Origin of the sequence: Aeromonas enteropelogenes (genome assembly GCF_000819845.1) — a bacterium.
GTDB classification, from domain to species: domain Bacteria; phylum Pseudomonadota; class Gammaproteobacteria; order Enterobacterales; family Aeromonadaceae; genus Aeromonas; species Aeromonas enteropelogenes.
On sequence record NZ_CDCG01000018.1, the window covers coordinates 75,667 to 100,831 of the forward strand.

Annotated in this window: 19 protein-coding genes; 13 read left to right on the forward strand and 6 right to left on the reverse strand. The window is 57.4% G+C overall.

Annotated features, from left to right (window positions below):
* Positions 1-314: 314 nt before the first annotated feature.
* The 4 genes from BN1123_RS07165 (at position 315) to xdhC (ending at position 5,715) form a co-directional block, all read left to right on the forward strand.
* Positions 315-1,640 carry an NCS2 family permease gene (locus tag BN1123_RS07165; RefSeq protein ID WP_042026467.1) on the forward strand — a complete coding sequence of 442 codons (1,326 nt, stop codon included), beginning with the start codon at positions 315-317 and terminating at the stop codon, positions 1,638-1,640.
* Positions 1,641-2,040: 400 nt separating this feature from the next.
* The gene (gene xdhA / locus BN1123_RS07170) at positions 2,041-4,359 is read left to right on the forward strand and encodes a xanthine dehydrogenase molybdenum-binding subunit XdhA (RefSeq protein ID WP_042026111.1); all 2,319 of its coding nucleotides are present in this window, start codon (positions 2,041-2,043) and stop codon (positions 4,357-4,359) included.
* Positions 4,352-5,230: a xanthine dehydrogenase FAD-binding subunit XdhB gene (xdhB, locus tag BN1123_RS07175; RefSeq protein ID WP_042026113.1), complete on the forward strand. Its 879-nt coding sequence runs from the start codon at positions 4,352-4,354 to the stop codon at positions 5,228-5,230. Before xdhA ends, xdhB begins: the two co-directional genes overlap by 8 nt.
* Positions 5,227-5,715 (forward strand): xanthine dehydrogenase iron sulfur-binding subunit XdhC, encoded by a 489-nt coding sequence (gene xdhC / locus BN1123_RS07180; protein ID WP_042026115.1) that lies wholly within the window; start codon positions 5,227-5,229, stop codon positions 5,713-5,715. Before xdhB ends, xdhC begins: the two co-directional genes overlap by 4 nt.
* 80 nt (positions 5,716-5,795) lie before the next feature.
* Here the strand turns inward: xdhC and BN1123_RS07185 are convergent, their stop codons facing one another.
* Positions 5,796-6,335, reverse strand: a complete 540-nt coding sequence (locus tag BN1123_RS07185; protein WP_042026117.1) for a glycine zipper 2TM domain-containing protein — start codon at positions 6,333-6,335, stop codon at positions 5,796-5,798.
* Between the two features lie 443 nt (positions 6,336-6,778).
* Here BN1123_RS07185 and BN1123_RS07190 point away from each other — a divergent pair, with 443 nt between their 5' ends.
* Positions 6,779-6,967 (forward strand): hypothetical protein, encoded by a 189-nt coding sequence (locus BN1123_RS07190; RefSeq protein ID WP_042026119.1) that lies wholly within the window; start codon positions 6,779-6,781, stop codon positions 6,965-6,967.
* 53 nt (positions 6,968-7,020) lie between these two features.
* Here the strand turns inward: BN1123_RS07190 and BN1123_RS07195 are convergent, their stop codons facing one another.
* On the reverse strand, positions 7,021-8,547 hold the full coding sequence (locus BN1123_RS07195) for a YfcC family protein (protein ID WP_042026120.1): 1,527 nt from the start codon (positions 8,545-8,547) through the stop codon (positions 7,021-7,023).
* Positions 8,548-9,205: 658 nt separating this feature from the next.
* On the opposite strand from BN1123_RS07195, the gene BN1123_RS07200 reads away from it, so the two are divergent.
* On the forward strand, positions 9,206-10,825 hold the full coding sequence (locus BN1123_RS07200) for an acyl-CoA synthetase (RefSeq protein WP_042026121.1): 1,620 nt from the start codon (positions 9,206-9,208) through the stop codon (positions 10,823-10,825).
* 45 nt (positions 10,826-10,870) lie between these two features.
* Here the strand turns inward: BN1123_RS07200 and BN1123_RS07205 are convergent, their stop codons facing one another.
* Positions 10,871-12,154 (reverse strand): sensor domain-containing diguanylate cyclase, encoded by a 1,284-nt coding sequence (locus tag BN1123_RS07205; RefSeq protein ID WP_042026122.1) that lies wholly within the window; start codon positions 12,152-12,154, stop codon positions 10,871-10,873.
* Between the two features lie 494 nt (positions 12,155-12,648).
* On the reverse strand, positions 12,649-13,227 hold the full coding sequence (locus tag BN1123_RS07210) for a PhnA domain-containing protein (protein WP_042026123.1): 579 nt from the start codon (positions 13,225-13,227) through the stop codon (positions 12,649-12,651).
* A gap of 229 nt (positions 13,228-13,456) precedes the next feature.
* Between BN1123_RS07210 and BN1123_RS07215 the strand changes: the two genes are divergently transcribed.
* The 5 genes from BN1123_RS07215 (at position 13,457) to BN1123_RS07235 (ending at position 21,403) form a co-directional block, all read left to right on the forward strand.
* Positions 13,457-14,641 (forward strand): methyltransferase, encoded by a 1,185-nt coding sequence (locus BN1123_RS07215; protein WP_197064476.1) that lies wholly within the window; start codon positions 13,457-13,459, stop codon positions 14,639-14,641.
* Between the two features lie 310 nt (positions 14,642-14,951).
* Positions 14,952-16,400 (forward strand): chitinase, encoded by a 1,449-nt coding sequence (locus BN1123_RS07220; RefSeq protein WP_082037487.1) that lies wholly within the window; start codon positions 14,952-14,954, stop codon positions 16,398-16,400.
* A 766-nt stretch (positions 16,401-17,166) separates the two neighbouring features.
* Positions 17,167-18,876: a beta-N-acetylhexosaminidase gene (locus tag BN1123_RS07225; protein WP_082037488.1), complete on the forward strand. Its 1,710-nt coding sequence runs from the start codon at positions 17,167-17,169 to the stop codon at positions 18,874-18,876.
* Between the two features lie 210 nt (positions 18,877-19,086).
* Positions 19,087-20,274, forward strand: a complete 1,188-nt coding sequence (locus BN1123_RS07230; protein ID WP_042026127.1) for a cation:proton antiporter — start codon at positions 19,087-19,089, stop codon at positions 20,272-20,274.
* Position 20,275: 1 nt separating this feature from the next.
* Positions 20,276-21,403, forward strand: coding sequence for a YbdK family carboxylate-amine ligase (locus BN1123_RS07235; protein WP_042026128.1), 1,128 nt, complete (start codon positions 20,276-20,278; stop codon positions 21,401-21,403).
* A gap of 140 nt (positions 21,404-21,543) precedes the next feature.
* On the opposite strand, the gene BN1123_RS07240 is transcribed toward BN1123_RS07235, so the two are convergent.
* Entirely contained in the window at positions 21,544-22,833 is a 1,290-nt protein-coding gene (locus BN1123_RS07240) for a sensor domain-containing diguanylate cyclase (protein ID WP_026457123.1), read from the reverse strand.
* 281 nt (positions 22,834-23,114) lie between these two features.
* On the opposite strand from BN1123_RS07240, the gene BN1123_RS07245 reads away from it, so the two are divergent.
* Positions 23,115-23,525 (forward strand): SRPBCC domain-containing protein, encoded by a 411-nt coding sequence (locus BN1123_RS07245; RefSeq protein ID WP_042026129.1) that lies wholly within the window; start codon positions 23,115-23,117, stop codon positions 23,523-23,525.
* Between the two features lie 111 nt (positions 23,526-23,636).
* Here the strand turns inward: BN1123_RS07245 and smrB are convergent, their stop codons facing one another.
* Positions 23,637-24,161, reverse strand: coding sequence for an endonuclease SmrB (gene smrB, locus BN1123_RS07250; RefSeq protein WP_042026131.1), 525 nt, complete (start codon positions 24,159-24,161; stop codon positions 23,637-23,639).
* Between the two features lie 65 nt (positions 24,162-24,226).
* On the opposite strand from smrB, the gene prmB reads away from it, so the two are divergent.
* Positions 24,227-25,162 (forward strand): 50S ribosomal protein L3 N(5)-glutamine methyltransferase, encoded by a 936-nt coding sequence (gene prmB / locus BN1123_RS07255; protein ID WP_026457121.1) that lies wholly within the window; start codon positions 24,227-24,229, stop codon positions 25,160-25,162.
* The last annotated feature ends 3 nt before the right edge of the window (positions 25,163-25,165 follow it).

Sequence of the window (25,165 nt, forward strand, 5' to 3'; positions counted from 1 at the left end):
CTGGCAAACCCGCAAGGGGCGCCGGCATCGCAAACACCGGGGCCAGCCCCCGGGACACAAGGGGAAATGGCCCGGTTTTGTTGACCAGCAAGGCAAACGTTTGAATCTGCCTGTTATCTGGTCTTGGCGCTGCGACAGGCCCGCAGGAGAGACCCGCAGTGAGTACCGCCATTTCGTCACGACACGCATGTTGTTACGACACATTCAGGTGTTTTCGAAAGGAGTTGGGTATGACCCAGGCAAACAGCAGGATACGCAGTGTGCAAGAGCAGGCCGGGCAGGACGTTGGCGAGGCCGGATCAGGACAAACACCCATGGGGGCGCTCGATCGCTTCTTCATGATCAGCGAGCGGGGCAGCAACGTGCGCCAGGAGGTGCTGGCCGGGCTCACCACCTTCCTTGCCATGGTCTATTCGGTGATCGTGGTGCCCAGCATGCTCGGCAAGGCGGGCTTTCCCCCCGGCGCCGTCTTTGTGGCTACCTGTCTGGTGGCGGGCTTTGGTTCGCTTTTGATGGGGCTTTGGGCCAAGCTGCCCATGGCCATCGGCTGCGCCATCTCGCTCACCGCCTTTACCGCCTTCAGCCTGGTGCTGGGGCAGCAGATCTCCATCCCGGTGGCGCTCGGCGCCGTCTTTTTGATGGGGGTACTCTTTACCGCCATCTCGGTGACCGGAGTGCGCAGCTGGATCCTGGATAACCTGCCGATGGGGATCGCCCACGGCACCGGCATCGGCATCGGCCTCTTCCTCTTGCTGATTGCCGCCAACGGGGTGGGGCTGGTGATCAAGAACCCGCTGGAAGGCTTGCCGGTGGCGCTCGGGGCCTTTACCTCCATGCCGGTCATCATGTCTCTCATCGGCCTTGCGGTGATCTTCGGCCTTGAAAAACTGCGGGTACCGGGCGGGATCCTGCTGGTGATCATCGCCATCTCCATCTTCGGTCTCATCTTCGATCCGGCGGTGACCTATCAGGGGCTGTTCGCCATGCCGAGCCTGGCGGATGCGCAGGGCAACTCCCTTATCTTCAGCCTCGACATCATGGGGGCCCTCTCGCCCCTGGTGCTGCCCAGCGTGCTGGCGCTGGTGATGACGGCGGTGTTCGACGCCACCGGCACCATACGGGCGGTGGCGGGCCAGGCCAATTTGCTGGACAAGGATGGCCACATCATCAACAGCGGCAAGGCGCTCAGTGCCGACTCGGTCAGCAGCATCTTCTCCGGCCTGGTGGGGGCGGCGCCGGCCGCCGTCTATATCGAGTCGGCGGCGGGCACGGCAGCGGGCGGCAAGACGGGGCTCACCGCCACCGTGGTGGGGTGCCTCTTCCTGCTGATGCTGTTCCTCTCGCCGCTCTCCTACCTGGTGCCGGCCTATGCCACCGCGCCGGCCCTGATGTACGTGGGGCTCCTGATGCTGAGCAATGTCACCAAGCTTGATTTCAGTGACTCCGTCGGGGCCATGTCCGGCCTGGTGTGCGCCGTCTTCATCGTGCTCACCTGCAATATCGTCACCGGCATCATGCTGGGCTTCAGCGCCCTGGTGATCGGGCGCGTCTGCTCCAACGAGTGGCGCAAGCTCAACCCGGGGACCGTCATCATCGCCCTGGCCCTGGTGATTTTCTACGCTGGGGGGTGGGCCATCTAGGGATGCCTACCCGTTTCGGGGCCGCCGTCAGGCGGCCCCGTTTTTTTGTGGGGAGAGGGGAATGTTTGGCAACAGTGGTTGGCTTCTCTTGCCGGTGTGGCAAGAGAGCGGGCGCCTCTTTTTGCTATGTGAAAAGAGAGTCAGAGCCCCTTTGGCTGCAAAGATCTGGTCGCTACCATTTTGATAAAGCCGGCTACCAGATTGATACGCCCGCTCTTTCTGCTCTCCTTGTTTGCCACCCCGCTTGCCTGCCAACAACCGCGTCGGGGGCGAGAAATTCAGGCAGATGGGATCCCCTTCACACTTCTTGCCATCCTCCCGCTCCCATGGGGAAACGGGCGCATATCTTGCTGTTTTTCATCTGGTTCTGGAATTTTCCCATCTGAAAAAGGACTGGATCATGTCCATAGGATTACCCCTCAAGCGGGTGGATGCCGAGGCCAAGGTGACCGGCAGCGCCCGCTACACCGATGACAACATCATGCTCGGCATGCGCCACGCCAAGTACGTGCGAAGCAATATCGCCCACGGCAAGGTGCTCGCCATCGACGCCAGCGAAGCGCTGGCCCTGCACGGGGTCGAAGCCGTGTTCACCCACGAGGATGTGCCCGCCACCTGCTATCGCACCGCCGGTCACGCCTGGTCTCTCGATGAGGCCAAGCGGGATGTCAAAGACCGACGCCTGCTCACCGACCATGTGCGCCACTTCGGCGATGGCGTCGCCATCGTGGTGGCCCGCGATCCCCTGGTCGCCGAGAAGGCTGCCGCCCTGGTCAAGGTGACCTACGAGCCGCTGCCGGTGATGACGGATGCCCGGAGCGCCCTGGCTGACGATGCCCATCCCATCCACCCCGGCGGCAACCTGCTGCGGCAAAGCCAAATTCGCGCGGGTGAGCCGGAGCTGGCCATCGCCGCCGCTGACGTTCAGTTCAAGGGCCACTATCAGACCCCTGTGGTGCAGCACTGCCATCTGGAGACGGTGACCTGTTACGCCTACATGGATCAGCCGGATCATATCGTGGTGGTCTCCAGCACCCAGATCCCCCAGATAGTGCGCAGCCGGGTGGCCAAGTCCCTCGGTTTGCCCTGGTCTAGCGTGCGGGTCATCAAGCCCTACATGGGGGGCGGTTTTGGCAACAAGCAGGATGTGCTGGAAGAGCCGATGGCGGCGTTTCTGAGCTACAAGCTCGGCGGCGTGCCGGTCAAGGTGACCTTGAGCCGGGAAGAGTGTTTCTTTGCCTCGCGCACCCGCCACGGCTTTGCCATCGACGGCACCCTGGGCATCAGCCGGGATGGTACCCTCAAGGGGTATCAGCTGGACGTGCTCTCCAACACCGGCGGCTATGCCTCCCACGGCCACTCCATCGCCAGCGCCGGCGCCAACAAGATCAGCTACCTCTATCCACGCAGCGCCTTTGGCTACGATGCCAAAACCTTCTACAGCAACCTGCCCACCGCCGGTGCCATGCGCGGTTACGGCGCGCCGCAGGTGGTGTTTGCCCTCGAGTGCATGCTGGATGATGCTTGCGCAGAGCTTGGGCTCGACCCGCTCGCCGTGCGTATCGCCAACGTGGCCCGCGAGGGGGACGTCAATCAGGTCAACCAGAAGACCATCTACAGCGCAGGGCTCCCCGAGTGCCTGCGTCGGGGGGGCGAGCAGTTCGAATGGGCGCGCCTGCGGGCCGAGTGTCTGGCGCAGGATCCGGCGAGCCGGGTACGGCGCGGGGTGGGGGTGGCCTGCTTCAGCTACGGTTCCAACACCTATCCGGTGGGGGTGGAGATCGCCGGCGCCCGCATGCTGCTCAACCAGGATGGCACCGTCAATCTGCAGATCGGCGCCACCGAGATAGGGCAGGGGTCGGACACCGTCTTTGCCCAGATGGCGGCCCAGACGTTGGGCATTCCGTTTGAGCAGATCCGGGTCATCTCGACCCAGGATACCGACATCACCGCCTATGACCCGGGCTCGTTCGCCTCGCGCCAGAGCTATGTGGCGGCCCCCGCCATCCATCAGGCGGCGCTCCAGCTGCGGGCGCGCATCCTCTCGCTGGCGGCCCAGCTCTGCCATCAGGATGTGGGCTCGCTTACCCTGGTGGATGGTTATGTGGTGCTGGCCGGTGCACCGGACAAGGTGCTCATTAGCGTGGCCGAGGTGTCGGTCAATGCCTATTACCACCTCACCATCGGCGGCCAGATCACTTCGGAAGTCTCCCACAAGACCACCACCAACCCGCCGAGCTTTGGCTGCACCTTCGTCGATCTCAGTGTCGATATCGATCTCTGCAAGGTGACCATCAACCGTATTCTCAACCTGCACGATGCGGGCAAGATCCTCAATCCGCAGCTGGCCGAAGGGCAGGTGCACGGCGGGATGGGGATGGGGATCGGCTGGTCCCTGTTTGAGGAGATGATCATCGATGCCAGGACTGGCGCGGTGCGCAACCCCAACCTGCTGGACTACAAGTTCCCCACCATGCTGGACTTGCCGAAGCTTGAGTGCGACTTCGTGCAGACCCATGAGCCCCAGTCGGTCTATGGCCACAAATCCCTGGGCGAGCCGCCCATCATCTCCCCCGGCCCGGCCATTCGCAACGCCATCAGGATGGCGACCGGCGTCGCCATCAACGAGCTGCCCATCACCCCCAAGACCCTGTTTCGGGAGTTTGTCGCGGCGGGTTTGATCACCGAGGGCACAAGGGAGGAGCAACCCCATGTTTGATATTGCCCGTTACTATAAGGCTCGCAGTGTGGCCGAGGCCGTCGCCCTGCGTCAGGCCGATCCCGAGGCGCGTCTGCTGGCCGGTGGCACCGATGTGATGATCCAGCTTCATCACCTCAACCCAGCCTATCGCCATATCGTCGATATTCACGACTTGCCCGAGCTCAAAGGGGTGTGCGAGTTGGCCGACGGATCGATCCGGATCGGCTCTGGCACCACCTTTACCGAGCTGATTGAAAACGAACTGGTGCAGCGCCGCCTGCCGATGCTGGCCGAGGCCGCCGCCACCATCGCCGGCCCGCAGATCCGCAACGTTGCCACCTATGGCGGCAACATCTGCAACGGCGCCACCAGCGCCGACTCGGCGGCGCCCACCGTGGCGCTGGAAGCCGAGCTGGAGATTGCCGGCCCGGGCGGCACGCGCCGCATCCCCATCGCCGGTTTTCACACCGGCCCCGGCAAGGTGGCGCTGCAACCGGCGGACATCCTGGTGGCATTTCACTTTGCCCCTGACTCGCACCCCCATGCGGGATCCCACTACTTCAAGTATGCCATGCGGGGTGCCATGGATATCGCCACCATCGGCTGCGCAGCCTACTGCCAGATTGAGGATGGCCACTTCAAACGTCTGCGGCTGGCCTACGGGGTTGCGGCACCGACGCCGGTGCGCACGCCCCACGCGGAAGCGGCGGCCGAGGGGCAACCCCTGACCCGGGCAACGCTCGCGGCCATCGCCGAGGCGGTGGTAGCCGACGTGGCGCCGCGCTCCTCCTGGCGGGCGGAGAAAGAGTTCCGCCTGCACCTTATCAAAACCCTGGCGCAGCGGGTGGTCACCTGCGCCGTCGAACGGGCCGGAGGCCAGATCCTATGATGCAACCGCAAAGCTGTCCCGCCGTGGAGATCCAGTGCGAGATCAACGGCAAACCCTACTCCTACGCGGTCTCGCCCAGTGTGTCGCTGCTTCACTTCCTGCGCGGGCTGGGGCTTATCAGCGTGAAAGAGGGGTGCAGCGTCGGCGAGTGCGGCGCCTGTACCGTGCGGGTCGATGGCGTGGCCCTCGACAGTTGCCTCTATCTGGCGGTATGGGCCGATGGCAAGTCCATCCGCACCGTGGAGGGGGAACGTAAAGGGAGCGAGCTCTCCGATGTGCAGCAGGCCTTTATCGACGAGGGGGCGGTGCAGTGCGGCTTTTGCACCCCGGGATTGGTCATGGCGAGCGCCGCCCTGCTCGACAAGACCAAGCGTCGCCCACTGACCGAGGCGGAGATCCGCCGCGGGCTGTCGGGGAATCTGTGCCGTTGCACCGGCTATCAGAACGTGGTGCGGGCGGTGAAAAAGTGCTGCAGGAGTGAATGACCAGGCGCTGTACCTGCAAGCCGGATAGCAAAAGGCCCGCTTTTATCAGGCGGGCCTTTTTATGGGGGATGGCAGGGGGATCACCCTTTTTGCTGGTCGATCACCAGTTTGCCATCCTTGACCGGGATGGTGGCCCCCGGCGCCTTGTCCATCCGGATCACCCCTTCCTGCCCCGCAAGGCGGTAGGTGACGTCATAGCCCAGAGTGCGGGTGCTGCTCTCCTGCACGGTTTTGCAGCGCTGCTCCGTGGTGGTGTAGGTATCCCCCGCCTGCATGTTGCCCTGCACCTGGTTGCCGGTATAGCCACCCGCGACTGCACCGGCGGCGGTTGCCACCTTCTTGCCGCTGCCGCCACCAAACTGGTGGCCGAGCACACCGCCCAGCGCCGCCCCCACCACTGTGCCCAGCACCTTGTGTTCATCCTGCACCGGTTTGCGGTGGGTGACGGTGACGTTGCGACACTCCTGACGGGGCGTCTTGATGGTTTCGGTCACCGGCTTGCTGGCGATCACCTCGGCGAAGGTGGGCTCGGGGGTGAAGAAACCACCGCTGGCCGCAGCCGACAACGCCAGTGCCGATGTAATACCGATCCCGATCCCCGCCATCATGGACTTGTTCATCTTCTCTTCTCCTGCAATCTCAATCTGGGTGCTTGGCTAGCCTGTATTCATCTTGTCAATAGCGCCCTGGTCGGACAAGGCGAACCGGGGCTGGCTGCGACAGCCGCTGACAAGGTCAAAAAAACGCCACTTCAAAAAGTGTCTGGCTTTGGCGACAACGGCGAAAAAAACGCCGCGAAATGGCGATGTTGAGGGAACAAGAGGGGACATGGGCCTATTGTGAGTCGCATTTTGCAATCATCTGGCATGTTGATGGTCTCGATCAAGGCCCGCTGGGGGTTCGAAAGCCTAGGGCGCGGGGATTGGGGGCAAGGTGTCAATCCGGCAAGGCTTTTGCAACGTGTGGCAAGAAGCGCATAGGCGTCAGGGGAGATGGATGGCGCGTTGACGCAGAGCCACAGCCAATCCGGGACCTGATACTGAAAGAGTGAGAAGGGGGACTTATGTCACTGTTACCCAGCTGGATCACCCCGGCCATCCAGGCCAATGTCATCACAATGCAGCAAGCCGAACGATTGCTCGCCTCCCTCTATCGGCCGCTGACGGCAGACGGGGAAGAGCTGCCTGCCGACCTCGCCGACATCAGCCTCAAACTCTACTGTTTTCGCCAGCAGGGGCGGGTGCGTCACTAACGCCGGCATAAAAAACACGCCGCCCTGCGGCGGCGTGTCACGGCATTGGCCGATCAGGCCAGCATCACCTGGAGCACCAGCATCAGGGCGCCAAAGCCCAGCACGAAGCCCACCATGGGCAGCACGAACTTGACCCACTTGTTGAACTGGATGCCGAGCATCTGCAGGGTGACCAGCACCAGGCCGGTGGGGGCCAGGAACAGCATGGCATATTGTCCCCAGTTGTAGGCCGACACCACTATGTAGCGCGGGATCATCACGGTATCCGCCAGCGGCGCCATGATGGGCATGGAGAGCACCGCGAGCCCCGAGGAGGAGGGCACCACCAGTCCCAGCAAGGTGAAGACCAGCATCTGGCTCACCGCGAACACGGCGCCGTGCATGCCGGAGACCAGATCGGAGGCATAGGCCAGTATGGTGTCCGAGATCATCCCCTGATCCAGCACCAGGTTGACCCCCCGCGCCAGCCCTATGATGAGGGAGACGGCCACCAGCTCGGAGGCTCCCTGGGTGAAGGCTTCGACCGCCTCTTTCTCCTTCAGCCCCGAGATGAAAATGATGATGATGGCGATGGTGAGGAAGGAGGCGGCCATCTGCGGGAACCACCAGCCGGCCATGGAGACGCCCCACACCATCAGCGGGAAGGCGAGGATGAACAGGGTCAGGATGATCTTGCGGCGCAGGGTGAAGGGCACGCTCTCATCCATGGAGCCCTCTTTCAGGAAGCGGGCCCGGAAGCTGTCTCTGTCCTCATAGGTGTAGGAGAAGGCCGGATTGGCCTTGAGCTTCTTGCAGTACCAGTAGAGATAGGCGATCACCACCAGGGTGCCCACCAGGCAGCCGACCGCACGGAAGATGAGCCCCTCGGTGAAGGGAATGCCGGCGGCATTGGAGGCGATCACCACGGAGAAGGGGTTGATGGTGGAGAAGGTGGTGCCCATGGAGGCAGCGAGGAAGATGGCTCCTACGCAGACGATGGAGTCATACCCGAGCGCCAGGAAAATGGGCACCAGGATGGGATAGAAGGCAACCGCCTCCTCTTCCAGCCCGCAGGTGGTACCCCCCAGCGCCATCACCAGACAGACCAGGGCCACGAACAGGAACTCGTTGCCTCGTGTCTTGCGCGACAGTGCCACCAGGCCCGCACTGAAGGCTCCCGTCTTGTTGATGACGCCGATAAGCCCGCCAAGTACCAGGATGAAGACGATGATGTCGGCCCCCTCTATGGTGCCCTTGACCATGCTGACCGCTACGTCACCAAGCCCCTTGGGGGCCTGCTCCAGTCGCTCATAGGTGCCGGGAATGGCGATGGGCTTGCGAATAGTGCCGTTGATGAACTGGGCAACGTCGATATTGATATTCAATTTTTCAAGCTCGGCCTGGGTGGCGGGCACCCGACTGGTTTCCCCCTGCGGTGTGTTGACCATCAAGGTAGCGCTGGCGGGATTATAGGAGAGCTTGGCATAGGCCCCCGCCGGAATAATCCAGGTGAGGGCAATAGCCAGCAACATGATCAGAAACAGAATGGTAAACGCAGTGGGGAATTGTCTCCGGGTCTTGGTATTCGGCTCGGCACACATAAAATGCTCCTCGATAAAGCAGGTTAAGGTTCGGCGGAATATCGGGTCGATAGGGTTCCTTCGTCATGACAGAGAAGTGCGCAGTTTGACTGCCAGCTGCGCACTCGTTGGCGAGAAATCTGGCCTGATATTGAACATCCGGTGGATTGTTTCAGGATGTAACCATAACGTGCTGGAAAAAGGATGAACATGGTACTCACTCGGCTTTATGGGCTGGTTCACAGAATATATTTCCGGCGAACGAAAACGTTAATTTCATGTTATTTTGTACGTCGCAATACTTATTTCATAATTATTCCTGACGTCGCCTTTGAATTTATTGTCGGGTGATGACTGGATGAAAATAAATATATCTGGAGTGCGTATTCGGCTTGCTCCGAACCGCTCGCGCTATATCAATATTCAGCACAAGGAACAGGCTTGGGGGTTGCCCGAATGAGAGCTTGAAAAAAGCCCCGCTCAAGATGCCGCACTCACGCTTTTCAAGCCTCATACGGATTCCAATACGACGTTTTGCTAATGGTTGCCACCCCCCCTCCCTGATACCCTGCCATTTTCGCAAGAGACCCACCCGAAGCATGATGCCCGGGGGCGGTGCCCGGTCTGTACCCGGACCGGATGAGCTCCCGCTTTGTGCCATATGTGAGGAAGGAACCCGATGACAAAGCAGAACATCTATGAAATGGGCCTTGAGCAGACATCCGCCAATTTCGATCCCCTGACCCCCATCAGCTTTCTGGCGCGGGCGGCCCGCGTCTATCCCGACTATCCGGCGGTGATCCACGGCCCCTTGCGCCAAACCTGGGCCCAGACCGAACGGCGCTGCCGTCAGCTGGCCTCGGCCCTCGGCTTGCACGGCATCGGCGAGGGGGATACGGTATCCATCGTGGCCCCCAATACGCCAGCCATGTTCGAAGCCCATTTCGGGGTGCCCATGAGTGGCGCCGTGCTTAACACCATCAACACCCGGCTCGACGCCGATGCCATGGCGTTCATCTTCCAGCATGCCCAGAGCAAGGTGGTGCTGGTGGACCGGGAGTTTGGCGCCGTGGTGCAAAAGGCGTTGGCACTTATCGAGAGCAAGCCGCTGCTGGTCGCCATTGATGATCCCCTCTATCAACAGGGGGAGATGATAAGCGAGCTCACCTATGAGGCTTTTGTCGCCATGGGGGATGGTGAAGCGCCCGGCTGGCTGCCAAAGGATGAGTGGCAGGCGATTTCCCTGAACTACACCTCGGGCACCACCGGCAATCCCAAGGGGGTGGTCTATCACCATCGCGGCGCCCACCTCAATGCAGTCAACAACGTGCTCTCCTGGGAGCTGCCCAAGCATCCTGTCTACCTCTGGACCTTGCCGATGTTCCATTGCAACGGCTGGTGCTTCCCCTGGACGCTGGCCGCGACCGCCGGGGTGAGCGTCTGTCTGCGCCATGTGCAGGCGGCGGCCATCTATGAGGCACTGCACGAACACAAGGTGAGTCACTTCTGCGCGGCGCCCATCGTGCTCAACATGCTCAACAATGCCGATCCGGCCCTCAAGCAGGGACTGGATCACCCCATCAAGGTGATGACGGCAGGGGCGGCGCCTCCTGCCACCGTGATCGCCGGCATGGAGGCGATGGGGATCGCTGTGACTCATGTCTATGGTCTGACCGAAACCTATGGCCCCTGCGTGCTGTGTGAACCGCAGCGAAGCTGGCAAGGGCAGGATGCCACTTCGCTCTCTCGCCTCAAGGCACGCCAGGGGGTGGCATCGCCGCTGCAGGGAGAGATGCGGGTCATCAATCCGGTCAGTGGCGAGGTGGTCCCCAAAGATGGCAAGACCATGGGGGAAATAGTGCTGCGCGGCAACGTGGTGATGAAAGGCTATCTCAAGAACCCGGCGGCCAGCGCAGAGGCGATGGCGGAGGGGTGGTTCAGGAGCGGCGATCTGGCGGTGTGGCACCCGGACGGTTACGTGGAGATCAAGGACAGATCCAAGGACATCATCATCTCGGGCGGGGAGAACATCTCCAGTCTGGAGGTGGAAGATGTGCTCTACCGTCATCCCGATGTGGACGAGGTGGCGGTGATCGCCATGCCGGACGAGAAGTGGGGAGAGGTGCCTTGCGCCTTCGTCAAGCTCAAGGACGGGCGTGAGGCGAGCCAGGCCGAGCTTATCGCGTTTTGTCGCGAGCAGATGGCCCACTTCAAGGCGCCCAAGCGGATCATCTTCACCCCGCTGCCCAAGACTTCCACCGGCAAGGTGCAAAAATTCATGCTGCGCCAGCAGCTGTAAGAAAAGTGACGGGGTGGGGGGCTTTCCCTCACCCCCGCTTATTGCTCAGCAGGCGATGCAATTGCGGCCAATCTGTTTGGCCCGATAGAGCATCTGATCGGCGCGGGCATAGAAGCTCTCCATCTGCTCCCCATGCTCGTTTTGTACCAGACCCGCGCTGATAGTGATGACGAGGCTGCTGCCATCGGGCAGTGTCAGCGGTTTGTTCATGACAGTATGCCGTAACCGCTCCGCCAGGGAGGCGGCGGCCGTCAGGTGGGTCTCGGGTAGCAGGATGGCAAATTCGTCCCCCCCGATCCGGGCCAGCACATCTTCACTGCGCAGCACGGGTTGCATCACCTGACTCAGATGGATTAAAGCCCTGTCCCCCAGCGGGTGGCCGAAGCGATCATTGATGGTCTTGAACTGATCCACGTCCATCAGGATCAGCACCGAGTGACTGTGATGGCGGGTGTTGAAGTTCAGCTGTTTGTCGCACAGCTCGAAGAAAAACCGGCGGTTGTAGAGCTCGGTGAGGCTGTCGCGCACCGACTGGGCGTGCAACTGCTCCTTGAGATGGTGCAACTCCGTGATGTCGGATGAAAAACCGATCAGGGTAGGGGTGCCATTGGCCAGGACAAAGGGCACTTTCACCGACCAGTAGTAGTGCATCTTGCCCTGTTCGTCGAACAGGCACTCCTCACCAGCCTGGGTTTCACCGGTCGCAAATACTTTCCCATCCATCTGCTGCAACTGGGCGGCGATCTCCGTCGGCAACAGATCATCGTCACGCATGTTGACCATCTGCTCGGGGGGCATGCCAAACAGCTCAGAGGTCTTCTGGTTGACGTAGAGGTAACGATGCTGGGTGTCCTTCATGTAGATGTAGGCATCGACGTGGGCGAGGATGATCTCGAGCAGTTGGTGCTGCTCAGCCAGCTTGGCCTCGATGGCCTTGCGCTCCGTGATGTCGGTGGCGATGCCGCACAGGCCGATCAGGCGCGCCTCCTCGTCGTACATCGGCTTCTTGACGCTCAGATAAATGCGCGGCTCACCGGTCGCCTTGATGTAGTTGATCTCCTCGTCGGCGACGGTGATCTGCTGCTCCAGCACCTGGCGATCGTTGCGCCGCAGGGCGTCCGAGTCATTCAGGTTGAAAAAGCGACTGTCATCCTGCCCCTGCAACTGGGCCAGAGTACAGCCAAACAGATCCAGCACCGCCTGGTTGGCATAGGTGTAACGTCCGGCCAGATCCTTGGTGAAGATATAGGCGCCAATCTCGTTGAAGATGGCTTTGAGCTGCTGCAGCTCTTGCTGGAGCTGGATGAGTGAAGCGGGAGGTTCCTGCATGAGTCTATGACCATCCTTGGAAGACACGATGGGATGGGTGGAAAGGTGCCCACACCAACGCGCATCAATACTGCTAAATTAAGCTCCACTATCGGAAAAAATAGTGAATTTTCCGCGCCTTATGAGCTATGTCACAATGTTGTCAGTAGTTGAAACAAAAAAGACATCATATGAGTCTTTGTTTGTGCTGCCGAAAGAGACGATTGTCGGCGCGTCCGTTTCCGCCGCCATTCATGTAGGCACACTCATGTTATGGATATTGGTGTCTGTGGTGTGAAATCGCCACTTAAGGGGCGAAAAACGGGCTGAACGGAAAGGAGGTTTGACGGTGAGCCGAGGGGGCCGGAATCCTGCTTAGGTCTGTCATGGCTAATGCAAGCAGCATCACGGGAGGCAAACATGGCGCAATAAAAAAGGATGGCGCCGAAGCAGCCACCCTTTCTGTGGTGTCAGCCCGGCATCATGGTTGCCGGGGGACATACTGTATGCCGGAATCAGGCCTTTTTCAGGTAGGCGGCAACCAGCACGATCTGCACGCCGTTGACCTTGCCTTCGATGTGCAGGGGGTTGTTGGTCAGGCGGATGCCTTTGACCAGGGTGCCGCGCTTGGCGGTGAAGCCGGCGCCTTTCACGTCCAGATCCTTGATCAGGGTGACGGAGTCGCCCTCTTGCAGCACGGCGCCGTTGGAATCGACGGTCGGTACGCTGTCGTCATCCTCATCGGCCATACCCGCTTCGGCCCAGGCCTTGGTCTCGTCTTCCATGTACATCATGTCCAGCAGATCCTGGGCCCACACTTCGCCCTTACCGGACAGGGCCTTCAGCTGGCGCCATGCCATCACCTGTACCGCCGGCACCTGGCTCCACATGCTGTCACCCAGGCAACGCCAGTGGTTGACCACCAGGGTGTCCGGTTGTTCCAGCTGACCACGGCAGGTGTCACAGAGGGCAACGCTGTGATCATCGTCGCTGGCGGGGGAGTGAGGTACCACGAAGGCAGTCAGCTCCTGCTCGGCGCTGCACAGTTCACACTTGGCGCCCGCGCGCGCCTGCAGAATGGCGTTGATGGTCATGTTTTTGGTCCCATTGCTATTGGTAAAACGGCCCGCACCAGGCTTGCCGCGTAAAAGAGGGGGCGGAATATAGCATAAAACCCTGTACTTTGTCAGGTTGAGCCTGGACGTTGCGGTGAGGGTGATGATTTTTTGTCTGTAAAAAGCGCCATTGACGCCGTGGCGGGAGTGCATTTTGAAAGGGGATCGCTAGAATGAGCCTCCTTTTTGCTGCTGGATAAAGGCTCCCGTGCTGGCTCAACGTTTTCAACAACTGGATCGACTGCTCACCCGGCACAGGCGCTGGTGGCAATATCAACCCTACCACCACCTGACGATGCCCTTTACAGAGGAGGCCCCCGAGCTGGTGGCGCAGCTCAATGAGCTGGCCTGCGAAGAACTCGAGGCGCTCGATGGGAACATGGATGCGCTGGCCCGCCTGCTCGCACCCTGGATTGCGGAGGGCCCGGAACTGCAACAACTCAGTCGGCTTGAGCCCTTCACGCCCGAGCCCATTACTTGCAGCAAGAGCATGGCGAGCCACATGCCTGGGCGCAAGCAGGCCCAGATAGAGGCCTTCACCGCCTGCTTGCCCCTCCATCAGGGGCCTTATCTGGAGTGGTGTGCGGGCAAGGGGCACCTTGGTCGGCTGGTATCGCTCCATCGCAAGGCCCGGGTGTCGAGCCTGGAGCTGCAGCCGCAGCTATGCGAAGAGGGGCGTCAACTGGCCGAGCGCGACGGGGCGACCATGACCTTCACCTGCGCCGATGCCTTTTCCCCGGGCTCCGCCCTGCTGCTGGCCCCGGAGCACCACGCCATGGCCCTGCATGCCTGCGGCGAGCTGCATACCCATCTGCTGGAACGGGTTGCCGAGCGCGGGGCGCGCGGGGTGACCATCTCCCCTTGCTGTTATCACCTGATCCGCAGTGCCGACTATCGGCCGCTGTCGGCGCTGGCCCGGGCAAGTGTACTGCGCCTGAGCAAAGCGGATCTCAAGCTGCCGCTGCAGGAGACGGTGACCGGTGGCGCCCGCATCACCCGTCTGCGTGAGCAGGAGGTGGTGTGGCGACTGGCGTTCGACAGCCTGCAGCGCCAGGTACGCGGGGTAAACGCATATCTGCCGGTTCCCAATATGCAAAAAAGCCTGCTCACCGGCTCTTTCGAGGCATTTTGCCAATGGGCAGCTGTACGCAAGGGAATGGTATTGCCTGAGGACCTCGATTATCCCGCCTTTGTAGCGCAGGGGGAGCGCCGTTTCGGCGATGTGGCCCGTATGGAGTTGGTACGCCACCTGTTTCGCCGCCCCCTCGAGATCTGGTTGGCCCTCGATCGGGCGCTCTTCTTGCAAGAGCAGGGCTATCGGGTCGAGGTGGGAGAGTTTTGTGCCAAGCCCATGACCCCGCGCAACATTCTGATCCGAGCCTGGCGTCCCTGATGGTGTGATGAGAAGGGCTTAAAGCCTCTCTGCGCTATGAAGACACAAATAGGCATTGGCGTACATCTTCTCTGACAGGGGCATCAGGCTCAGCGTGTCGCCTCTTTTTCAGCATGCGATGTGCTCTCTTCTGGCTGCTTGGCGGCACATTTTCAGGGAACTGCACCTTATCTGACGATCCTTTTGACGAAAATGGGCTCAAAGTGAATCCGCTCACACTTCTGATTAATTCTTAATTTTCATCGTGAATTTAGTCGCCCGAGTCCCTATGCTCGGGGGGCCATTCATTGAGGGACAAAGGAGTGTAGTGATGCTAAGACGCAGATATTGCGCCTGCTTGGTCGCAGCCATGTTTGCCGCGCCCGGTTATGCCGCCATGAATATCCAGCCCGATCCGCAAAATCCGGGGGGCTACCTTATCTCGGCGGCGGACGTGAAGGCGGTAGAGCAACAAAAGACCGCCAATCCCATGTACGCCATCTGGTCCAAGGCGCTGGCAACTCGCCCCAATACAGTGGTGGATGCCATTGAGCCTGGCCTTGCCAGCAACCCGGAGAACGTCAAACGGGTGGAACGGGTCTTTCCACAGGCCGAGTGGGATTTTCTGACCCAGATGGCTGCGCCTGAATACACCTATGTCCGTTTCTTGCGGGCCATCGGCAAGTTCCCGGCGTTCTGTGGTGATTACACCGACGGTCGCAATGCCGACGAGATCTGCAAAAAATCCATTGTGACCGCCTTCGCCCACTTCGCCCAGGAGACGGGTGGCCACATCGCCAAAGACAACATCTCCGACAACCCGCTGGCACTGGAAGAGTGGCAGCAGGCATTGGTACACGTGCGGGAGATGGGCTGGTCGGAAGGGCAAACCGGCTATACCACGGGGTGTGGCCAGAACGACTGGCAAAACAAGAAATGGCCTTGTGCCACCGGACAGGGCTACTTTGGCCGCGGGGCGAAGCAACTTTCCTACCATTTCAACTATGGCGCCTTCTCGGAAGCCATGTTTGACGGCGATGCCAGCGTGCTGCTCAACAACCCGGGCCTGGTTGCCGACTCCTGGCTCAACCTGGCCTCGGCAATCTGGTTCTTCCTGACCCCTCAGGCCCCCAAACCGGCCATGCTGCACGTGATCGATCGTACCTGGGTGCCCTCGACGCGAGAGACCAATGCCGGGATTGGTTATGGGTTTGGTACCACCATCAACGTCATCAACGGCGGCATCGAGTGTGGCGAGCAGAACAAGGACAAGGGTCAGCCGGTTAACCGGATCCGCTACTGGGAAGGGCTCTCCGCTCACTACCAGATCCCCCTCAAGAGTGACGAGAAAAACACCTGTTGGCAGCAGACGCCCTATGGCAGCCTCAATCTCAATGGCGCCACCGACGTGCTCTACACCAACTGGGATGGCAACTGGAAATACTACCCGGATCGCCCGGGGGGTTACTCCTTCGAGTGCGAGCTGGTGGGCTTCCAGACTGCCTATTCGGCTCTGGTGCCCGGAGACTACGAGAAGTGTGTGACCAACCTCTATGGCTCCCACGCCAGCTGGCCCAAGGTGCGGATCGTGGAGACATTGCCTGTACCGCCAGTTGATCCGGGTGAGCTACCTGTGGACGGTATCCCGGCCTGGGATGCTGGCAAGGTCTACCAGGGGGGGGACAAGGTGAGCCATAAAGGCGTCGTCTATCAGGCCAAGTGGTGGACGCAAGGGGACGATCCCGTCAAGGGGGGCCCCTGGGCGCCAGTCAGCCAGTGATGAGCGATGAATATTACTCGCGAGCGTCAGTTTGGTGCTGACTAAATGAAATTAATTGAGCATCAGTAAGTCAAGAGGGAGGCCTGGTGCCTCCCTCCCTATTTATGCCGCCGGTTTGCCAGATACGAGATATCTCGCCATAGCCAAACCAGATCGACATAGATAAGAGATAACAAGTGGTGGAATAGTGGGAGGTTCTTTATCTTCGGTACTTTTATCCTCAATACACTGAACATTTTGAGACTGCTGTAGCCGGTGTGATCATCATCAAATCGTTTGTGCAGGGTGCGTATAAAACTGTCGCATGCGCAATAAACACTCATGTAACTGACCACTGGGGTGTAAATGCACTATATCGGCGGTCTGCCACCAGATAATCGCGCAACACATCTTAAACTCACCTTCAATCTCATCAGCGAGATGAGATTAGTGTCACATATTATCCGGATACAACATGTTATGCATACCAAATATACCTTGGGTTCAAGCTAGTTAATCATATTAACAATAAAGAATAGCGAACGATGAACAATGCTACCCAACCTCATGAGATTAAATGGCTGGAGGGTGATGATAAGACAATGATGGTTCAGATATAGCAGTATTTTTTTCTCGTTATTGATGACAATGTGAGTTGTCGTCGAGTGAATATAAACGATGTATATGGTTGAGTGACAAAATGACGGAGGGTGGAATGGTAAGACATTTCATAAATGATTCAATCTCATAGAGATATCAATCCTTTCAGGGAGGTTAGACGGTTATCATGGCTAAAACTAAAACAGTTTATTACTCGTTGGCAGTTTCAATAGCATTGATTGTTGTTCTACTGGTGCTTGCAGGATGCAATAATGACTCCTCTGATACTAGCAAGCCTGTTACTCCAGAAGTTCCAGTTGTCTCGGTTATTCCAGCACCGGTAAAGCTTGAGCAAACGGAAGGTGGCTGGTCGGTAGATAATACTGTGAATATTGTCTATGAACAAAATACGGAGTTAAAGGATGAGGCTACTTATCTTGCTGATAAGCTTAAGCAGAATAATAATTTAAGCCTCAATGTAAAGGAGGCTCCGGTTGATGACTCAACCAAGACTGAAAAATCTATCATTCTCTCTGTTGAAGCGTCAGCCACCGTATCCGAAGAGGGTTATAAACTGAATGTTGTTGATGGGCAGGCAAACATTATTGGTAATACAGAGACGGGTGTGCTGTACGGCATTCAAACATTATTGCAACTCTTGGCATATGAAAAAAATACGTTGCCAATTGTCAGCATCATCGACTATCCAAAATTTAGCTGGCGTGGTATGCATCTTGATGTGGCACGAAACTTCTTCAGTGTTGATAATATCAAGAAATTCATAGACCAGCTGTCATATCATAAACTTAATAAATTTCATTGGCACCTGACGGATGATCAAGGGTGGCGGATCGAGATCCGTAACTGGCCGAAATTGACTGAAGTAGGTGGGTGCCGGGCATCAACACCGCCTTATGGGGACAAAACAGGATCCGATGGCCAACCAACCTGTGGCTATTACACACAAGAAGAGATAAAAGAAGTCGTTGCGTACGCCAAGAGCCGGCATGTGGAAGTGATCCCCGAGATCGATATGCCAGGCCATATGGCGGCGGCCGTGGCAGCCTACCCTGAATTGGGCGTGACGGATACCACGGAACCCTTTAAGCCAGAAGTCAAAACAACATGGGGTGTACACCCTTATTTGCTGAATACAGATGTGGCGACATTTAGGTGGATTGACCAAATATTCACCCAGATAGCCGAGCTGTTTCCCAATTCTCGCTATGTCCATTTGGGGGGGGATGAGGCGACTAAAGAGCAATGGAAAACATCCAAGTCAGAACAAGACAGAATTAAAGAACTAAAACTCTCTGATGAGAATGGTCTGCAGCGTTGGTTTGTACGGGAAGTAGAAAAAACTATCAACAGCAAAAGATTCACCGCTGTTGGTTGGGATGAGGTTATGGAAGGTCGTGGAGTGGAAGGGGATGACATATCGAAGAATATGGTTGTGATGGCTTGGCGAGATAAAGATAAAGGCAGACTGGCAGCAGAAAGAGGGAACCCGGTTGTGATGGCTTCAGGGCTGTATTTTGATCATTATCAAGCACCAGAGAAGCAGGAGTTGGCGAAGGGGGTTGAATATGAGGCAATTTGTTGCCTGACAACATTACAGGATGTCTACAACTATGATCCTATTCCTCCCAAATTGGCTATTGAGTACAGGGGTAATATTCTTGGAGCACAGGGTCAGCTCTGGTCTGAGTATATGCATAGTTGGGACAAGGTTGAGTATCAAGCGTTTCCAAGGATGGCAGCACTATCCGAAATGTTATGGACACCGAAAGAAAGGCAAAACTATGAGGACTTTAGAGGACGCTTGAACAGCATGCTGGCTTATTATGAACGTGAAAATATTCGCTATGGCGAGATTTACGATGGCCTCAAACAGTAACAATATGTTGGTTATTGTTTGATAAATTGGAAGGGCTGTAAAAGTGGTGCAATGACTCTGTACTCTCTCGGTACAGAGTCATTGAAAAACCCAAAAGCCATCAAAGCTTTCATTTTTAATGCTGTTGCAGATGAATTTAAAATAACAACTAAAAGTGCTCATTTTTGTTGTTGCAGTGTACCGATGTGGCACAACTGAGAGAGACACGACATGACTGAACTCATAGCAGTATTAAAAGATGGGGCATGGCCGATAACTATTTTTATAGCATGGTATATGGGCGAGTTGGCGCAGCGCTGGACAAAATTGCCACGTATTAGTGTGTATGCAGTGGTGGGTTTCATTCTGGCTTCATCACAAAGCGGTTTTTTGCCGCCAACAAACTCGAGCACCACATTGCTGGCAAATATTGCATTCGGGTTGCTGCTGTTCGAATGTGGTTACCGGATTAATTTACATTGGCTTCGTACTAATCCCTGGATTGTGGTAACCAGTGTCACGGAAAGCATGTTCATTTTTATCACTGTGTATGCCGTGATGATCTGGTTTGCGCAATCGCAAATGATTGCATTGTTGCTGGCGGCGTTATCAACGGCATCCTCGCCGGCAACAATCATACGAGTCATCCTTGAACAAAGAAGTTCCGGCCAGGTGACCGAACGGGCGTTGCATCTCTCGGTGTTGAATTCAATGTTGGCCGTGTTGGTGTTCAAAATGATACTTGGCCTGGTTGTGTTCAATACGTCTGGCAATGTATGGGATGCGATACATATCAGCCTGATGGTGTTGTTCGCTTCTGCGGGTGTCGGCGCTGTGATGGGAATGATGATTCCGACCCTGTTAAGGCCGACAGACCGAACCACCCATGATAATACCCTGGCATTCACGATCACCGTTATTGGGCTTGTTGCACTGACACATAGCCTCAAGCTCTCTCCCATCTTTGCTGTGCTGATATTTGGGATCGTGGCGCGCCATCGTCGGGTCGTGTTGACGTCATCACAACGTGGTTTTGGTTCATTGGGTGAACTTGTCTCCATATTTTTATTTGTCTTTATTGCGGCCAAGCTGGCATGGGGACAGGTATATGCCGGTATCTGGCTTGGTCTCTTTATTCTGGTCGTGCGACAGTTGGTTAAAGCGGTTGTGATAAGCATTTTCGCAAAACTGAGTGGTATCTCCTGGCATAAGGGATGGCTTGTCGGCCTGGCAACGGCTCCCATGTCGGTCTCCATTATCTTGATGCTTGAACAGGCCCGCTACCGTGGGGTTGATCTAGTCGATCAACTGTCACCACTTATCGCGATAGCCCTGATGCTGGAGATATTGGGACCTGTCTTGAGTCAGCTGGCATTGCGTTGGGCTCATGAAGTGGCTGAGCCACATAAGGAGGTTTGATATGCCACTTGAACCATTCAAGTCGTCACAGGCTCTGACGCTGGGGGTTGAACTGGAGTTGCAGCTGGTCAGCTTTAGCGATTTTGACCTGGCTGCTGCCAGCCCCGATATGCTCGAATTATTGGAGCGTGATATTTTCCCGGGATTTGTCGTGCCAGAAGTGACCGAGAGCATGCTGGAAGTCATGACGGATGTGCACGCTGAATACACCACGCTACTGTCTCAATTGATAAAAATCAGCACGGCTCTGGTACAGGCAGGTGATCGCCTTAATATCGGCGTCTGTGGGGGAGGGACCCATCCTTTTCAACTGTGGCCTGAGCGTCGTATTTTTAACAAGACAAGGTTCAAGGAGGTGTCGCTGTTATATGGGTATTTGACAAAACAGTTTACTATTTTTGGTCAACATGTTCATGTTGGTTGTATTGACGCCAATGAGGCACTCTTCCTTTTACATGCCTTGAGCCGTTATGTTCCCCATTTTATTGCGTTGTCAGCCTCGTCACCTTTTGTGCAGGGATATGATACCTGGTTTAATTCTGCCCGTCTTAATTCAGTATTTGCATTTCCTCTGAGTGGCCGGGCGCCATTTTATCTGTGCTGGGAAGAATTTGTTCACAAGTTTTTCTCGAAAATGGAAAATACGGGCATTGTCACCAGCATGAAGGATTTTTATTGGGATATCAGGCCGAAGCCGGAATATGGCACAATTGAATTGCGAGTGTGTGATACGCCATTATCGGTAACTCGTGCTGCGGCAATAGCCGGATATTTACAGACGCTCTGCAAATATCTGTTGGAACGCAGTGAACCCGATCCGGTAGAGGATGACTACCTGGTCTACAACTACAATCGCTTTCAGGCGTGTCGTTTTGGCATGGAAGGGATACTGGTACATCCCAAGTCTCATGAAAAGATGTCATTACATGATGATATTTTGGCCACCGTTGATCGCATTCAGCCCCATGCCGATGCCCTGCATTGTTCAGCCGCCCTCGAACATGTCTTGCAGATCGTTCGGGAAGGGAATGATGCACACTATTTGCGACGAGAGTATGAGTTGAACGGGAGCGTCGAAGGCATGGTCGATTTTGCCCTGCAGCGGTTTCGCGCGTCTGTCCAGAACTAGTCAACCGCAGACGACCGGGTGCCTCGCGGATCAAGTGCATCAAAATGGAGAGTGGCTTTTTCGGACATATTGAATGAGCAAGCCTCAGACACGGGCTTTGCCAATGCGTTGTGTCTCATGCAAGGGGTGAGTCGGGCAGATTACTTCATTACCTCCTGCTGGCAGCAGTTGCGCCCCTGCTTTTTGGCCAGGTAGAGAGCGGTATCGGCCCTGTGCACCAGTTGTTCGACCGTATCCTGGGCACCCTGGCTGGTGCTGATGCCAATGCTGACGGTGAGTGGGACTTCGATGCCGCTATTGAGCTCATGAAGCCCTGATTCGATGATCGAGCGGATCCGCTCCGCGCTGCCCCAGGCTTGTTCCTGCGAGGTTTCCGGCAGTAGCAGGACAAATTCCTCGCCCCCCCAGCGTCCCAGCATGTCCACTTCCCGAAGCTGTCTGGCGATGCGCTTGACCAGGCTGAGGATGGCCCGATCCCCTTGCTGATGGCCATAGGTGTCATTGATCTGCTTGAAGTGATCGATGTCGATAAGCAGCAGACTCATGGTATGGCTGAAGCGTTGGCTGCGTTGCATCTCGAGATGCAGCATTTCGTCGATGCGGCGGCGGTTGGCGATCCCGGTCAGGGGATCCGTGGTGGCGGCCACCTTCAGCTCCTCCACCAGACGAGCCCGCTCCGAAATATCCCGCAAGATGGCGGTCATCTCGGTGGTTTGCCCCAGATTGATCTTGGCAATGGTCACCTCCAGCGGAAATTCGCTGCCATCACGCCGCAATCCCATCACGGCGGAGCGGGCGTGCATGGGGCGAGAGTTGATGGGTGAGTTGCTGAAAGACTTGAAATAACCCTCATGATGGGCGCGAAAGCGTTGGGGCAACAGGGTTTCCAGGCGCTTGCCAATATAGCTCTCGTCGATCCCGAACATTTCGCAGGCGGCGGTATTGATGAGTTCGATGCGCGACTCGCTGTTGACGCTGATGATGCCGTCATAGGCGGAGTTGACCACGGCCTCGAAGCGCTTGCGGCTCATCTTGAGCGCCTCTTCCAGCTGTTTCTTGGTGGTGATGTCGATGGCGGTGACCATGATCCGGCTGATGCGGGAGTGCTCCGACATGATGGGGGAGATCACAAAACGCCACCAGCTGGTGCGTGACAGGGTGTCGATGGGCAGTTCGCTCTCCAGCCCCGTCTGCTGGGTGACGCACTCGTTCATCGGCGGCTCTATGCAACCAGTGATGTAACGGGGGAACATTTCGCCCAACCGCTTGCCGATACTGCCGACGACATCCAGCTCGAATGCCTGGGCAAAGGTGTCATTGGCCGACACCAAAATAAAGCGGTCATCCTCATCAAGCTCAAACATGGCCACAGCGGCACCGATGGCATTGAGTGATGATTTGATATCGGCGTGGGTTCCCTGTGTAAACATGTAACCTCCATTGCGAATAACTCATTGATAATCAGTATAGAGCTGCTTTATTGAGCGTTATGTTTGTGTCGGGCATCGGGGCCGTTTGTACCAACAGTTTCATCCTGTATTGCCTGCATCAGATTTGGCAACTATTCCTTTGCGGCTGGTGGTGAATAAAGAGGTGAGCTTTACTCTGTGGACTCGTGGATCGACGTCATGCATCTTCGCAAGGTATGAATGGCAGCAGTGAGGGAGCGGCTCGATCGGGAATTTACCTTGGTACAAATCGGGAGAGGGTGATGAAGATCAGCGTCGAGACGCGTGTCGAACAAGAGATAGAAGCGGTGTGGTGGGCCTGGAATGATCCGGATTGTGTGGCCAGATGGAATGCGGCTAGCGATGACTGGCACACGACCGGCAGTCGGGTCGATCTGGTGGTTGGGGGGCGTTTTTGTCATCACATGGCGGCCAGGGATGGCAGTGCCGGTTTTGATTTTACTGGCACCTTCACCCGCATCGAGGCTCCCAACCTGCTCTGTTATGTGATGGATGACGGGCGAGAGGTAGAGGTTCGTTTCACCGAAGAGGCGGACATGACGCACGTTCATGAACTCTTCGATGCCGAGACCGAGCACAGTGCGGCCGCACAGCAGGCCGGTTGGCAGAGCATCCTGGATAACTTCAAGCGTTATGTGGAGGCCGCCGGATAGTGATCCATCAGCGCCGATAAAAAACCACCGCAAGACGCCGGTGGTTTTTTTATTGCGCCTTGATTGCGCGATGCGCTGGTGTGGCGCTGCCCGTGGGTCGCCGCGAGGGCGTTACTCTTCTATATCCAGCAGTACCAGGATGGCGCTGTCACCGCCCCATTCACGGGGGGCTTGGTGGAAGGCGCGCACATTGGGGTGCTGGGCCAGCCAGCTCGGGATACGCTGCTTGAGGATGTGTTTGCCGATGCCGTGCATCACGGAGGCGACGTGAATGTTCTCTTTTTGGCACAGGGTGAGCAGGGCGGCCAGCTCCTGCTTGGCCTGTTGCTGGGTCATGCCGTGCAGATCCAGATAAATCTCCGGCGGGTAGCTGCCGCGCTTGAGCTTTTTCAGCTCGAATTTCGACACGTCTTCACGCACGTAACGGGTCGGTCCATCCTCTTCCAGATGGGGCTGGTACTCATCGCTGAAATAGTGGTCAATCCCAAGCTTTTCGCGGCTTTCGCGCAGTTCGCGTTTCTGCTTGACCGGGCGCAACTCGGCCCTTATGGTATCTTGCTTGATTTTCCGGGTACCTTTTATCGCATCGCGGAACAGCTGGGTTTCCTCGTCTGTCGGTGAGGGCGTTTTTTTCATCAGGTACTCGTCTTGCTCGCTTTGTAAAATTCTCGGGCCGGATATTACTCGACTTGGAGGTGGATTTGGACAAGATATTTATCGATGAGGTGGTTGCCGAGATGCACACCATCCAGGACATGTTGCGCTGGGCCATGAGTCGTTTCAACGACGCCGGTATCTTCTACGGACATGGGACCGACAACGCCTGGGATGAGGCTGTGCAACTGGTACTGCCCGCGTTGCATCTGCCGCCGGACGTTGATCCCGCCATGCGCCACTCCCGCCTGACCAGCAGCGAACGTCACCGTATCGCCGAACTCATCATTCGCCGCGTGCAGGAGCGGGTGCCGGCACCTTATCTCACCAACAAGGCCTGGTATGCCGGTTGGGAGTTCTATGTGGACGAACGGGTGCTGATCCCGCGCTCTCCCATCGCCGAGATGGTGGCCAACCGCTTCGCGCCCTTCCTCAAGCATGAACCGACCCGGATCATGGATCTCTGCACCGGTTCCGGCTGCATCGCCATCATCATGGCCCACGAGTTCCCCGAGGCGGAAGTGGATGCCATCGACATCAGCGTCGATGCCCTCAACGTGGCCGAGCGCAACATCAATGATCACGGGCTCGAGCAGCAGGTCATTCCGATCCGCTCCGATCTGTTCCGCGATCTGCCGGCCGGGGACAAGTACGATCTCATCGTCTCCAACCCGCCCTACGTGGACTCCGAAGACATGTCGGATCTGCCGGACGAGTTTCGCCACGAGCCCGAGCTGGCGCTGGCATCGGGTTCCGATGGCCTCAAGCTCACCAAGCGCTTGCTGGCCCATGCCGCCGATTTCCTCAAAGAAGATGGCGTGCTGGTGGTCGAGGTGGGCAACAGCATGATCCACCTGGAGGCCCAGTTCCCCGAGATCCCCTTTACCTGGGTGGAGTTCGAGAACGGCGGCCACGGTGTGTTCGTGATGACCCGTGACGAGCTGGTGCAGTATCAGGATCATTTCGCCATCTACAAGAACTAAGCA